General features: G+C 58.2%; 9 protein-coding genes. 1 reads left to right on the plus strand and 8 read right to left on the minus strand.

The window, feature by feature from the left end; translation table 11 throughout:
* Positions 1-982: 982 nt before the first annotated feature.
* Positions 983-2,632 carry a 2-isopropylmalate synthase gene (gene leuA / locus P4L78_RS02965; protein WP_309326896.1) on the minus strand — a complete coding sequence of 550 codons (1,650 nt, stop codon included), beginning with the start codon at positions 2,630-2,632 and terminating at the stop codon, positions 983-985.
* Between the two features lie 371 nt (positions 2,633-3,003).
* Between leuA and ybaL the strand changes: the two genes are divergently transcribed.
* On the plus strand, positions 3,004-4,686 hold the full coding sequence (gene ybaL, locus P4L78_RS02970; protein WP_309326897.1) for a YbaL family putative K(+) efflux transporter: 1,683 nt from the start codon (positions 3,004-3,006) through the stop codon (positions 4,684-4,686).
* A gap of 74 nt (positions 4,687-4,760) precedes the next feature.
* Here ybaL and P4L78_RS02975 read toward each other — a convergent pair whose 3' ends face one another.
* From P4L78_RS02975 to P4L78_RS03005, 7 genes are all read right to left on the minus strand, one after another.
* Complete coding sequence (locus P4L78_RS02975) at positions 4,761-5,945, minus strand: MFS transporter (protein ID WP_309326898.1); 1,185 nt, start codon at positions 5,943-5,945, stop codon at positions 4,761-4,763.
* 172 nt (positions 5,946-6,117) lie between these two features.
* Positions 6,118-7,761 carry an isovaleryl-CoA dehydrogenase gene (locus tag P4L78_RS02980; RefSeq protein WP_309326899.1) on the minus strand — a complete coding sequence of 548 codons (1,644 nt, stop codon included), beginning with the start codon at positions 7,759-7,761 and terminating at the stop codon, positions 6,118-6,120.
* Between the two features lie 35 nt (positions 7,762-7,796).
* Positions 7,797-8,381 carry a YSC84-related protein gene (locus P4L78_RS02985; protein WP_283148689.1) on the minus strand — a complete coding sequence of 195 codons (585 nt, stop codon included), beginning with the start codon at positions 8,379-8,381 and terminating at the stop codon, positions 7,797-7,799.
* 107 nt (positions 8,382-8,488) lie between these two features.
* The gene (locus P4L78_RS02990; RefSeq protein ID WP_283148690.1) at positions 8,489-8,755 is read right to left on the minus strand and encodes a DUF3862 domain-containing protein; all 267 of its coding nucleotides are present in this window, start codon (positions 8,753-8,755) and stop codon (positions 8,489-8,491) included.
* Positions 8,756-8,865: 110 nt separating this feature from the next.
* A complete protein-coding gene (locus tag P4L78_RS02995; protein ID WP_309326900.1) occupies positions 8,866-9,759 on the minus strand; it encodes a LysR family transcriptional regulator in 894 nt (297 codons plus the stop codon).
* A 93-nt stretch (positions 9,760-9,852) separates the two neighbouring features.
* Positions 9,853-10,932 carry a ribosome small subunit-dependent GTPase A gene (gene rsgA / locus P4L78_RS03000; RefSeq protein ID WP_309326901.1) on the minus strand — a complete coding sequence of 360 codons (1,080 nt, stop codon included), beginning with the start codon at positions 10,930-10,932 and terminating at the stop codon, positions 9,853-9,855.
* Positions 10,933-11,637: 705 nt separating this feature from the next.
* The gene (locus P4L78_RS03005) at positions 11,638-13,656 is read right to left on the minus strand and encodes an NADPH-dependent 2,4-dienoyl-CoA reductase (RefSeq protein WP_309326902.1); all 2,019 of its coding nucleotides are present in this window, start codon (positions 13,654-13,656) and stop codon (positions 11,638-11,640) included.
* Positions 13,657-13,953: the final 297 nt, after the last annotated feature.

The raw sequence follows: 13,953 nt of genomic DNA on the forward strand, positions 1-13,953 counted from the left end.
GTTAGGGGCGGTTTTAGGTGGTGGGTTATTGCTGTGTTTTTTTCGTGGGATGAAGGTGGGTTTTGGTGTGGAAGGGTACGGTGAGGATCGATGGGGTTTTTGTGGTTGTGTATGGAGGCTGGTGGGAGGGTTTGGTTGGGCAGGTGTAACGGTCATTGCGATTTGGATATCGGCTTCGACGTCCGCTTCAAAAGCTTGTTTTATTAATGCCTTGCGGCACGGGTGCTAAAGGCGTTTGATACCCGGTGGTGACCGGGGGCACGTTACTTTCTTTTGCGTCGCCAAAAGAAAGTAACCAAAGAAAAGGCGACCCGACAGCGCAAGCGCAAACGGGGCCCAAAGTCAAAAGCCAAAACGAACCGTCTGTTTGCGAGGGTTCTTTACGCGGCTCCGCCGTTCCCTCGGTCGGCAGGAGCATGGGTCTCCGGCTCTCGGTCGGCGTGGTTTGTGGTGTGGAGTGCCAGGGTTGGTTGCAACAGCAAAAGCAACGGCAAGAGCAAATCCCCGATGCGCACCAATCATCTCGTCATTCCCGCGAATGCGGGAATCCAGCGGCTATCTTCGCCATGGCCGCCTCGCTGACACCACTGGATTTCCGCCAAGGGGGCCGCCTGGGCCGGGAATGACGAAATGGTGGATGACAGAGCTGGGTGAGGCATTGAATCACAATTGCTAGCCAACTGACGGTGTGCTTTTCCTCCCCTGTCCGACGCCCGCTTGCGGACTGGTTCGTCGACCCGCCGGGGCAATTTTGCGACAGCGCGGGTATCCAGCCGCAGGCTGGACGCCGGTTCGGGGTCGCCTTCTTTTTGGTGACTTTTTCTTGGCGAGGCAAGAAAAAGTCACGTGCGCCCCGGTCACTACCGGGTATCAAAAAACACCGTGCCGCAGGCACTCAAGCTTTTTGAAGTTAACGGACCGCAGCACAGATCAAGCATCGCAAACCCGCCTGCCCAGTGGAACTGGAAACCTGAACCAGCGCCTACACCACTCCCGCCCGGTTCATTCCCCCCAGCACCGCTTTAATCGCCGCCGTCACAATATCGCTATCCACCCCCACGCCATACAACGTACGCCCATCTGCCACGCGCAACTCCACATAGCATGCGGCGCGGGCGTCTTCGCCGCTGCCCAGCGAATGCTCGTGGTATTCAACAATATGCGCTTTGCCATCCAGTGCCCGTACAAAGGCTTCCAGCGGACCTTTACCTTCGCCGCGTAACTGAACCCGCTCACCGTTGACCGAGACTTCGGTATCCACTGCAATGCCACGTTCGCCCGCGTCACGCATGCGATGGCTGATGTATTGCCACGGCGCGGTGGTGTGCAGGTATTCGCTGGCGAATAAATCATGGATATCGCTGGCGGTGACTTCGCGGCCGGTTTCGTCAGACACGCGCTGAATGGCGCGGCTGAATTCGATCTGCATGCGGCGCGGCATCTCAAAGCCGTATTCCTGCTGCAGGATGAAACTCACGCCGCCTTTGCCAGACTGGCTGTTTACGCGGATCACCGCGTCATAGGTCCGGCCAATGTCGGCAGGATCAATCGGCAGGTACGGTACTTCCCAGAAGGTATCGGGCTTTTGCTGCGCCAGGCCTTTCTTGATGGCGTCCTGATGCGAGCCGGAGAACGCGGTATGCACCAGATCGCCCGCATATGGATGGCGCGGATGAACTGGCAACTGGTTGCATTCCTCCACCACCTGCCGCACCTGATCGATATTGGAAAAATCCAGCCCCGGCGCAACGCCTTGGCTGTACAGATTGAGCGCCAGCGTTACCAGGTCCACGTTGCCGGTGCGCTCGCCGTTGCCAAACAAGCAACCTTCCACCCGGTCCGCGCCGGCCATCACGGCCAGTTCTGCCGCAGCCACCGCCGTGCCGCGGTCATTGTGCGGGTGCACTGACAAAATAATGCTGTCGCGTTTTGCCAAGTTGCGGCTCATCCATTCAATCTGGTCGGCGTAGGTATTGGGCGTGGCCATTTCCACCGTGGCAGGCAGATTGATGATCATTTTGCGCTGCGGCGTGGGTTGCCAGGCGTCGGCCACAGCGTTGCAGACTTCCAGTGCAAATTCGGGCTCGGTGGCGGAGAAGGTCTCGGGTGAATACTGGTAGACCCATTCGGCTTCTGGCCGCGCTTCAGTCAACTGCTTGATCAGGCGCGTGCCTTCCAGTGCCAGTTGTTTAACGCCTTCTCGATCCGTGCCGAAGACGATCTTGCGCCAGGCCGGGGCGATGGGGTTGTACAGGTGCACGATGGCCCGGCGTGCGCCAGCCAGCGAATCAATGGAGCGACGGATCAGGTCTTCGCGGGATTGGGTGAGCACCTCGATGGTCACGTCATCCGGGATCAGCTTTTCTTCGATCAGCTTGCGCACAAAATCAAAGTCAGTTTGCGATGCAGACGGGAAGGCCACCTCGATCTCTTTCAGGCCGATATTCACCAGCGTCTGAAACATCTTCAGCTTTCTTTCTGCATCCATGGGGTCGATCAGCGCCTGATTGCCATCGCGCAGATCGGTGCTCATCCAGATTGGCGGCGCGCTGATGCGTTGATTCGGCCAGGTGCGATCAGGCAAGGCAATAGGGGTGAAGGCTTGATATTTGCGGGAGGGCTGCGTCAGCATCACAAACTCCATTTATACAAAAAGTAGAATATTTGAGTGAATTAAAAAAGGTGGTGAGTTGAATTTATCGATAATACGGACGTTAAGTAAAATTATTTTGGATTAAATTGATTGATCATCTCAAGTAACGCAATAAATTGGCATTATTTCTACAATATGTAGAATATTTTCCAGAAAATTATCGGGAACCTGTCCGCTTGCCAAGCCCCTAATAGCAGGCCGGTTCTGTGCGCCGTGCTTTCGGCATCATCAAGTTCCGATCTATGGCTAGCCAGTTATAGTGTTCAGGCATATCGCACTGGCTTAATCCCCAAAACTAAAAACGGTATCGCTATAGATATCACCGTCACCGCAACCGGAGATACTCACACATGCCGCATGACACCCCACTGATTGCCACGATTGTTGGCGGCTTGGTATTGGCATTCATTTTTGGTGCATTGGCCAACCGCATGCGCGTGCCGCCGCTGGTGGGTTATCTGGTGGCTGGCGTCGTTGCCGGGCCGTTTACACCGGGCTTTGTGGCCGACCAGAGCCTGGCACCAGAGCTGGCCGAAATCGGCGTGATTCTGCTGATGTTTGGGGTGGGGCTGCATTTCTCGGTCAAGGATTTGCTGTCGGTCAAAGCCATTGCCATTCCGGGCGCGGTTGCGCAGATCGGTGTGGCGACCTTGCTCGGGATGGGTATGTCCTGGCTGGTGGGCTGGAGCTTTGGTGCCGGGCTGATCTTCGGGCTGGCGTTGTCGGTCGCCAGTACTGCCGTGCTGCTGCGGGCGCTGCAGGATCGGCACATTCTGGATAGCGACGAAGGCCGCATCGCCATTGGCTGGCTGATTGTCGAAGACATCGCCATGGTGCTGGTGCTGGTGTTGATCCCTGCGCTGGGTGGCGTATTGGGCGCGACCCATACGGGCGGTGTTGCTCACGGCGCAGCGGCGGGAAATATCTGGCTGACACTGGCCATCACCATTGGCAAGGTCATCGCCTTTGTGGGCGTGATGATGATTGTCGGGCGGCGGGTTATTCCGTGGTTACTGGCACGCATTGCCAGTACCGGTTCCAAGGAATTGTTCCGGCTGGCGGTGCTGGCGATTGCGCTGGGCTGCGCTTTCGGAGCGACGGTGGTGTTTGGTGTGTCGTTTGCGTTGGGCGCGTTTTTTGCCGGCATGATGATGAGCGAATCCGAGCTCTCGCACCGGGCGGCAGAAGAATCCCTGCCGCTGCGCGATGCCTTTGCCGTGCTGTTTTTTGTGTCGGTGGGCATGTTGTTCGACCCGTCGATTATCGTGCGCGAACCGCTGATGGTGCTGGCAACGCTGGCGATTATCCTGGTCGGCAAATCGGCGGCGTCGTTCATCATTGTGCTGCTGTTCAAGCGGCCGCTGAAAACCGCGCTGGTGATCTCCGCCAGTCTGGCGCAGATTGGCGAGTTCTCGTTTATCCTGGCCTCGCTGGGGATCAGCATGGGGATCTTGCCGCCTACCGGCAAAGATCTGATCCTGGCCGGGGCGATCTTGTCGATTCTGGTTAATCCGTTGTGCTTCAGTTTGTCGCCAGTGATTTATCGCTGGCTGGCCAAGCGCTTTGGCTGGTCCACGCTGACGCTGGACGATGCCGCCAAAACAGGCGAAGAGCGTAACCACACCGTAATTGTCGGCTATGGCCGGGTGGGTTCAACCGCTGGCGAAAGTCTGCGCGAAGCACGGCAACCATTTGCGGTGATTGAAGCCAATGCAGAACTGATCTGGAAGTTGCGGGAGAAGCAAATCCACGCGCATTGCGCCAATGCGGTGGATGAAGACGCGCTCAGGGCGGTGCATGTCGAGCATGCCAACTGGTTGCTGCTCACGCTGCCCAATGCCTTTGAAGCGGCGCATGTCATTACGCTGGCCCGCGCGTTGAACCCGGCTATCCGCATTGTGGCGCGTGCACATTCAGACGCCGAGGTCGAATATCTGACTGAGCGCGGTGCGGATTACACCATCATGGGCGAGCGAGAAATTGGCCTCGGCATGAGCGCACGGGTGATGTCAGGTCTACAGGCGGCGCACTGAGATTGCACTGATCACCACGCAGCCCGGATTGCGTTGCGAATCCGGGCTGCGAATGAACAACTGTCGCGACCGGCTCAAACGTCTTTTAGCCGGTAGCAACATGCCAGCGCGGTAGCTACGCTGGCCACGGCCACATAAAACACCGCGTGATATCCCCAGACTTCGGCCACGCCACCCGCAATCGCCCCGGCAATCACTGAACCAGTACGAGTGCAGGTTGCAAACAGCGTGGTGGCCATGCCGATCTGGCCGGGCATCAAATCCTGAAAGTACAGCATGCCGATCCCGGCAATGATGCCGATGAAAATGGCGTTAAGCAGTTGCATGCCGATCATGGCGTATTCGTTGGCGACCAGCGTCATGCCAATGTAGAAAAACACCCCGGCCGCCGTCGCGAAACGCATCATGCTGCGCTTGCCAAAACGGCGGGTGTAATACCCGGCGATCAGCATGGACGGGATCTCTAGCCCGGCCGCAGTACCCATCAGCAAGCCCACGGTTTTTTCCGGCAAACCCAGCGTGTGGGTTATATACAGCGGCATGGTGATCAAATACATGCTGTTGCAGGTCCACATCAAAGTGCAGGCAATAAACAGCAAGCGCACCGCTGGATCGCGCCACCAGCTAACCCGCACATGATGAGCCGGGATGTGATGTTTTTGCGAAGGGATATCCGGTAAGGCTTTCCACACCAGCAACGCACAGCCCAGAAAAGCCAGCGCCGCGCCCAGGTACATGGCGGTAAAACCGTAACCAATGGCCAGGGCAAAGGCGAGCGGCGGGCCGATCACCCAGGCCAGCGAAACTTGCGCACGCAGGATGGAATTGAACATCACCGCTTCGCGTGCGGTGTGATCGGCATGTTCACGGGCCAGCGCAAACACTTGTGGGTTGCCGGTGCCGCCAAAGCTACCCAACAGCACGCCCACGGTAATCAGCAGCAGATAATGGCGATCAAACGCAAACAGGACGCAGCCCAGAGCGCCCAGAAAACAGCACCACACAATCAGCATGCGGCGGTTGCCGCTTTTGTCTGAGCGATGCGCCAGCCACTGGCTGACCATAATGCCGATCACTGCGCTGACGGTATAAAAGGTACCAACCAGAATCGGGCGTACGCCTACTTCGCCGCTCAAGAACAAACTCAAGGTCGGGACTTGCAGGGCGCCGGCGGTGCCGGTGAGGAAAGCGACCACCAAAAAGACGATCGAGGCGAAATCAGGCTTTTGCCTGTAATACAAAGCAGTCAGGGCACGCATCGGGGACACCGGCCAACAGGCCGGCAAGGTAACCGGTCAGGGCGAAGCAATTATTTTCAAAAGAAATCAAATGCGGAGTTTATTGAACTGACATGATTTGTGCACGGCTGTTTTTGGCACGGCTTGTCGTTGTGCTGTGTATGGGCGATAAGCGGCAGTGGCAGAGGTTGATCTAAAAGTCAGGCAAGGCGCGCCTGAGCAATGTGTCTGCATGCCAGATATTGGCGCCAAACTGGCTGAACCGCGTTTGTAATCTCCCCCTACACCAGGCGTCGGCGACAGTTGAATCGCCGCTTTCCAGCAGTACGGCGGCGGCGGTGAGATAGACCAGACGCTCCGCCACTTCACGCATCTGGGCTTCTTGCGGGTGGGCAATCAATGTCCGTAGCTCTGCCCAAGCCGGGCGAAGCAGCGAATGTGAACTGGCGAGCGGGGCAAAGAACGCTTGCAGCGCGGCTGGCACGGCGGGTTCTTTCTCCAGCGCCCGCAGCAAATCCAGCGCCATGATGTTGCCCGAGCCTTCCCAGATGGCATTCACTGGCATTTCCCGATACAAGCGCGGCAAGTCGCTTTCTTCGATGTAACCGTTACCGCCCAGTACCTCCATGGCTTCCGCCACAAACGCGGCACCACGCTTGCAGACAAGGTATTTTGCGGCGGGTGTCAGAACACGGGCCAACGCTTGTTCCCGTTCGGGAGCGGCTGGCTCTCGCCAGCGTGCCAGCCGCAGCAATAGCGCGGTAATGCCTTCCAGTTCCAGTGCCATATCAGCCAGCACGTTGGTCATGATCGGGTGGGCGACCAGCGGTTTGCCAAAAGCGTAGCGGCGGCGGGCATGGTAAATGGCGATGCTCAAGGCACGGCGCATCAGCCCGGCGCTGCCCAGCGCGCAATCAAAGCGGGTATGGCCGCCCATTTCCAGGATGGTGCGACCACCTTTGCCTTCTTCACCCACCAGCCACGCCAGAGCGCCGTCAAATTCCACTTCGGAACTGGCATTGGAGCGATTGCCCAGTTTATCTTTCAGGCGTTCCAGGCGGATGGCGTTGCGGCTGCCATCAGGCAAAATCCGTGGCAGCAAGAAACAAGACAAGCCGCCACTGGCTTGGGCCAGCACCAGATGGGCATCACTTTGCGGCACCGAGAAAAACCATTTATGCCCATGCAACCGATAAGCTTGATCCGGGCCCGCTTGGCCATCGGCGACCGCGAGCGTGGTATTGGCGCGCACATCGGAGCCACCTTGTTTCTCGGTCATGCCCATCCCAATCAACAAACCGGCTTTGCGTGAAGCAGGTAGGTCAGACGGGTCGTACTGGCCAGAAAGCAGTGCGGCTTGCCAGCTGGCGAGCGGAGCGCCTGCGGCCAGGAGCGTGCGTTGCAATACCGGAACGGCCCCATAGGTCATGGTTACCGGGCATAACGTACCAGCTTCGACCTGAGCGTGCAGGATGAAGCGGGCGGCGCGGGCAATGCCACTGTCGTCCGCGTCGCCCCATGCGCCATTGTGCAAACGGCTGGCCGTTGCCAGTTGCATCAACGCGTGCCACGACGGGTCAAATTCGACGTGGTCGATGCGGCGCCCGCCCGCATCGTAACGACGCAATTGCGGTGGATGAAGGTTGGCTTTGCGGCCCAAGGCAAAGCAGCCCGCAGTACCTAGCTCGGCGCCCAAGTGGTTCAAGGGTGTAAGCATGCCGGTGCCTGCCTCGTTTGCGACCGACTGTTGCAAGGGCAAATCGCTCAGAAACAGGTTGTAGTCATCCAACTGCGCAGGCTGATTGAGCGGATCTGGATTGCTGACAGGATGGGGCATCGCCGACCTCCGGCAGGTTGCCTGGATTTGCCGACTTACATGCTGGTGTCTTTGTAATACTTGGTGCCCTTGACCGCCAACTCAGCCGCCAGGCCATTCTCGGTGAGCTGGTAGACCCACACGCCCGGCGCAACGGAGAGGGCGCCCTGATAGGCATCGCCTTTGCCACCTGCTTTGGCTGCGACGGCGGCTTGGCCGCTGAAGTCCCAGCCATTATTGATGAATGAGTTCAATGCCTTTTCAGTCTCAAACACAAAAATGACCCGATATTGTTTGATTCCCAAGCCAAGCCCGGCTTGCACCTCCAGCATTTTCATGAAGGTTTCCTTGCCGCTTTTATTGTTAACGGCCACGCCACTGCCATTGCCGCTGCCCGCCAGCAAAATCTTTACGCCCATGTTGTTAAAGGCGGCGTAACCAGCGGCACGGTCAACGGCAGCTTTGGCGCCGGGCTGGGCCTTATAAAGTGCCGAGAGTGTTTCTTGCGCCGCTTTGCGCGCGGCATTTTGCTTATCCTGGACGCTGGGGTCAGCGGCTCGCGCCAACCCGGCCAGAGAGAAAAACAGGATCAAGGCAAGGCAATAGCGGAACACCTGCTGGCAACGCATTGGATTGGTCATGATAGGCCTCAGCTAAGGCGAACGCGGCCGCAGCAAAGCGGTGGCGTTCCGGACTTTTAGCGTAGACGCAGCCGTGCCGGAAAAACAGGAATACCGCTGGACGCAGCTCAGCGTTTTTGCAGGTCTTTGGTGACCACGACACCGTTCACCAGACGCAGCGTGATGGTCGTGCTGCCAGCTTCCCATACCGCGTTTTCGCCACTGATGCCCAGCAGCGAGCTACTGTCGGTTTTATCCGGCTCCCCCAGAATCTTGACGACATCGGGGCGCGCCATGCCGCTGTCGATTTTGGCGAAATTTTCGGCGGTGATCTTGCCGCAGGCGGTCAGGGCAAAAGCCAGGGTGGCGGCGATCAGCAAGGATTGCAGTTTCATAGCGTTTCTTTCCTCAAAAACCAGCTAGTAATTATGATTTTTCGACGAGCAAACCAGTGTAATGCACGTCTTTGTTTTCGCTGTGTGAGGTATGTCTTGCAAGGGATGGATTACAACAACTGCGGCAGGCGCTCGCTGATGAAGTTAAGAAAACAACTGATCCGCGCCGAAAGTTGGGTGTTGCGGTAGTACACCGCGTGTATGGGCTGGAATGTAATGATGGTGGCATCGCTTAGCACCTCAACCAGCCGTCCCTCATCGCGCGCGCTGCGGGTCATGAAATCCGACAAACAAGCAATGCCGTTCTCTTGTTCAGCCAGCCGCAGAATGGTTTCACCGCTGGATGACACCAGTTGCGGCGAGATTTGCCAGCCATCGCCATCCGCATGCCGTAATGGCCAGTTGTTAAGTCCTTCGGGCTGGGTAAAGCCGATCAGCGTGTGGGCCGCCAGTTCGGCCGCCGACGATGGGATGCCGTGTTTTTCCAGATAAGCCGGTGCGGCCAGAATGCGCAGCTGCGTGTGCCCAAGATAGCGGGCATGCAGGGACGAATCTTGCAGATTGCCATGGCGAATGGCGATATCGGTACGTTGTTCCAGCAGGTCGATAATCTGGTCGCTGCTGTTCAGTTCCAGCTGGATATCCGGGTACGTTGCTCTGAACTCGCTGACCAGCGGCACGATGGCGTGCAGCATGAACGGCGACGCGGCATTGAGGCGCAAGCGTCCGGCCGGGCGCTCACGCCAGATCGCCATTTGTTCTTCGGCGTCGTCGATGGCGGCGACGATCTTGCGGGCGTGCTCCAGAAAAGCCCGGCCTTCCTCGGTCAGCTCCAGCCGCCGTGTGGTGCGGTTCAGTAGCGTGGTCTCCAACTTCTGCTCCAGCCGGCTGAGCGCGCGGCTGACACCAGAAGTGGTTTGATTGAGTTGCTCGGCTGCCGCCGTGATCGAGCCGGTATCGATCACGGTGACAAAGGCGAGGAGTTCTTCCGTGCTGGTTTTCATTTGTTGATTATTAATCAAGCCTCGTCCGCTGTAACTGGCTTTTTATGCAAAAACCAGGCACGGCAGACGATAACTTGATTAATGAGCAATCAATTAGCCGCCGCGTTTCTCCCGACTGCGGGCGTTGCCAGCTTTACCAATGGCCTTCCATTTGGCGGTTTCGGCTTTGCGTTCCAGCGCAGTTTGCTGACCCCGCCGCGCTTCGCGCAGCAGCTTGTGATAGTTATGCAAACGATCGGCTGGAATGGCGTCACGTACCGCGCAACCAGGTTCGTCCTGATGCTGGCAATCGCGGTAATGACAATGCGCCGAGAGCGTGTCGATATCGTCAAAACCGGCGTTGATTCCGGCCTCGTCGGTGTCGGCTCGCCACGTGCGCAAACCCGGCGTGTCGATCAGGCATGCGCCGCCGGGTAACTGATGCAACGAGCGGGCAGTGGTGGTGTGGCGACCTCGGCCATCACCGTGACGCACGCCGCCGGTCGCTTGGGTGTCGCTGGTCATCAGGGTATTGGTGAGCGTGGATTTGCCCACGCCGCTGGAGCCCAGTACCACCAGCGTTTGCCCTGCGCCCAGCCACGGCGCCAGCGTATCGCGGGTGGCATCGGCTAGTCCATTGACGGCCAGAATGGGTACATCTGCTGGCAAGCGCTGCTGCAACTCGGTCAGGCGCTGTTCAACCTCAATGCCGATATCCGCTTTGGTCAGCACTGCCACGGCTGTAATGCCCGCAGCCCGGGTAAATGCCAGATAACGTTCCAGTCGACGCGGGTTGAAATCCATATCCAGACCCATGACCAGCAAGGCCGTATCGATATTGCTGGCCAGCGGTTGCCGTCGTCCGTCATTGGCTCGGCGGGCAAGGTGGCTGGCGGGTGGTAGCTGAATGCTGATCCAGCGCTCGCCCAGTTCATTAATCTGAACGATGACCCAATCTCCCACGGCTAGCGCCGTGCCTTGCTCATGCAGTGCGGTGAGTAGTTTGGGCAGTGTGCGTGCCGGATATTCGGTGTTGCCGTCATGCACGGTGAGCCAGTCGCGCTGGATTTCAGTGACCCGCAGCAGCGCGCTGCCAGCGGGCGGCGTTTCAGTCATGGCGTAAAGCTGGTTAATGACTGTCTGAGTCAAGCCGATGGTTTGCAGCTGGGTGTAATCGAAAACGATATCGATCATGGTGTCCGTCATTCCTGATTCGGTGGCCCACGGCGTGCGTGGGCGTCGCTGCTTGCGCAATGGCAGAGCAGCACTGAATGTGCTTTGAGAGTGCTAAAGCAGAATGTCGGCCACGCGGATGCGGGCAGCAGAGGCGCCTGATTGCCTGCTGTGGTGAACGCAAGTCATGCGGGATGCGCTTGGGCTCAGAACAAGGCAGAGATCAAAGACTAAAAATGGCTGGTACTGGCGAATACACCAAAGCAAAAACCAGAAACCGCAAAGAAAAGCCCGATCAGGCAGTGGCCGACAGGAGGAGGGCAAGGTCAAATGTACGCATGGCTGTGCTCCTGTGGCGGTGGGTGGAGAGCGCACTTTGCGCGCTGGATTGAGGGGGCGTCAATATTGGGTAAGGTGGTGGCAGCGTTTTTGCAACGGCGCGGCGAATTGCAGTTGTAGGGTTTGCATGCCAGGGGCATGCGAACGCGTTCAACTAACCTGCACAAGGGATCTGCGCTGTTTAGATTGGGGCTTTTGGTGCGCACTAGTGCGCACCCTACGAAGCTTGGTCTCCGGCTCTCGGTCGGCGTGATTTGCGCTGTGGAATGCCAGCACCGTAGCCCGGATGAAGCATTAGCGAGAATCCGGGGTTGCAACGTATCAGCGAGCCGCCGGGATTTGCCATGGCCACCAAGCCACATCCTTGCGACCCGGCAATTCCGGCACTCACATCCCCATCGCCACCTTCATGCCATCGGCAATCGCCCGGCGGGCGTCGATCTCCGCTGCTTCATGCGCGCCGCCGATCAAATGCGCTTTCACGCCACGGGCAGTGAGTTCATCAAACAAGTCACGCACCGGCTCCTGACCGGCGCAGATCACCACATGATCGACCGCCAGACATTGCTCTTCATCCTTGATGCGGATATGCAAACCTTCGTCATCAATGCGCACGTATTCAGCGCTGCCAATCAGATTCACCTTGCGATGCTGCAGCGTGAGTCGGTGGATCCAGCCGGTGGTTTTGCCAGGCCCCGCGCCAGGTTTGCCGGGGCGGCGTTGCAGCAGCCAGATTTCCCGTTGCGCGGCATGCGGATGCGGCGCAATCAGCCCGCCAGGCGCGCTGATCGTCGGGTCGATGCCCCATTCGGCCAGATACTGGGCGATGGCGGTTTCGTGCGTAGCCTCATTTTGTTCAGACAAAAACACGGCGGTATCCACGCCAATGCCGCCCGCGCCGATGATCGCTACACGCTGGCCTACCGTGACCTTGCCGCGCAGTACGTCTGGGTAACGCACGGCTTTAGGGTGGTCGATGCCCACGATGGCGGGCTCGCGGGGTTTGACGCCGGTGGCGATCACCACTTCATCAAACGCTGCCAGTTCATCACTGCTGGCGCGATGGTTGAGTTTGACCTTCACGCCATGCAGATCAATCAGCTTCTGGTAGTAGCGCAGGGTTTCGTTGAATTCTTCTTTGCCTGGAATGCGACTGGCAATGCGGAACTGCCCGCCAATGGCGTCGCTGGCTTCAAACAAGGTGACGTCATGACCACGCTGGGCGGCGGTGGTGGCACAGGACAACCCGGCCGGGCCGGCGCCGATAACCGCGACGCGACGGCGTTTGGGCGTTGGTTTGATGATCCATTCGGTTTCGCGGCAGGCGCGCGGATTGACCAGACAGCTCGCGCGTTTGCCCTGGAAAATCTGGTCCAGACACGCCTGATTGCAGGCGATACAGGTATTGATTTCGTCAGCTTTGTTGGCGGCGGCTTTGTTTACAAAGTCCGCGTCGGCCAGCAGCGGACGTGCCAGCGACACCATGTCCGCAGCACTGCTTGCCAGGATTGATTCACCGATTTCCGGCGTGTTGATGCGGTTCACGGCAATCAGCGGGACGTTCACATGTGGTTTGATCTGCGCGGTCACCCAACTGAAGGCGGAGCGTGGCACAGTGGCGGCGATGGTCGGGATGCGCGCTTCGTGCCAGCCAATGCCGGTGTTAATCATGGTGACACCAGCGGCTTCCATCGCTTGGGCGAGTTCAATGGCTTCAGCCAGTGTGCCGCCGTCTTTGACCAGATCCAGCATCGACAGCCGGAAGATAATGATGAAGTCGCTACCCACCGCAGCACGTGCGGCTTTGACGATTTCCAGCGGGAAACGCATGCGGTTGGCAAACGAACCGCCCCAGTCATCGCCGCGCTGATTGGCGTGCAGGCTCAAGAACTGGTTCAGCAGGTAGCCTTCTGAACCCATGATTTCCACGCCGTCGTAGCCCGCTTCTTTGGCCAGCACACTGGTGTGGGCAAAGTCAGCAATCGTGGCGCGAATTTCGGCGTCGGTCAGGGCGTGCGGGGTATACGGCGAGATTGGCGATGCAATGGCGCTGGGGGCGACGGCTTCGGTGTGATAACCGTAGCGCCCGGCATGCAGAATCTGCAGGCAAATGTGCCCGCCTTGCGCATGAACAGCCTTGGTGACCTCGCGATGCCGCGCAACGGCGCTGGCATCGTTTAGCATGGCGGCTTCAGGGTAAATCTGACCCGCCGCATTGGGGGCGATACCGCCGGTCACAATCAGGCCGACACCACCGGCGGCGCGCTCGGCATAGAAAGCGGCCAGCGCAGACAAACTGTCGTGTTGTTCTTCCAGTCCGGTGTGCATGGAGCCCATCAGCACGCGGTTGCGCAGTTTGACGAATCCCAGATCAAGCGGATTGAGCAGATGAGGGTAGGCGGCCATTGCAAAGTCCTCGATTTTTTTTGCTATAACCCCGGAATTATCCGGAATTTGCTGATTGCAGACGAAACGATTCAAACGATTGTTTGAAATATTGCGCCAATCATTACGGAAATTGCCCGCAAAACCACTAAGGGATTTCCTGAGCAGTTGCGTTTAATCCACTATTGGCGGGCCGTTGGTCCACCGCTGGTCTGCCAGGCTGGCCCCCGCTGATACCTTGCTTGCACAGATATTTCGCGACTTTGCAAGAGGGATTCATAAAAAAATAGTTAAAAAAAATATATTTGCTGGACGGTA

Source organism: Silvimonas sp., from assembly GCF_031291215.1.
Classification (GTDB): domain Bacteria; phylum Pseudomonadota; class Gammaproteobacteria; order Burkholderiales; family Chitinibacteraceae; genus Silvimonas; species Silvimonas soli.

Coding starts and splice junctions, on each gene's coding strand:
- leuA (WP_309326896.1), bottom strand. CDS start 2,632: ATGCTGACGCAGCCCTCCCGCAAATATCAAGCCTTCACCCCTATTGCC.
- ybaL (WP_309326897.1), top strand. CDS start 3,004: ATGCCGCATGACACCCCACTGATTGCCACGATTGTTGGCGGCTTGGTA.
- P4L78_RS02975 (WP_309326898.1), bottom strand. CDS start 5,945: ATGCGTGCCCTGACTGCTTTGTATTACAGGCAAAAGCCTGATTTCGCC.
- P4L78_RS02980 (WP_309326899.1), bottom strand. CDS start 7,761: ATGCCCCATCCTGTCAGCAATCCAGATCCGCTCAATCAGCCTGCGCAG.
- P4L78_RS02985 (WP_283148689.1), bottom strand. CDS start 8,381: ATGACCAATCCAATGCGTTGCCAGCAGGTGTTCCGCTATTGCCTTGCC.
- P4L78_RS02990 (WP_283148690.1), bottom strand. CDS start 8,755: ATGAAACTGCAATCCTTGCTGATCGCCGCCACCCTGGCTTTTGCCCTG.
- P4L78_RS02995 (WP_309326900.1), bottom strand. CDS start 9,759: ATGAAAACCAGCACGGAAGAACTCCTCGCCTTTGTCACCGTGATCGAT.
- rsgA (WP_309326901.1), bottom strand. CDS start 10,932: ATGATCGATATCGTTTTCGATTACACCCAGCTGCAAACCATCGGCTTG.
- P4L78_RS03005 (WP_309326902.1), bottom strand. CDS start 13,656: ATGGCCGCCTACCCTCATCTGCTCAATCCGCTTGATCTGGGATTCGTC.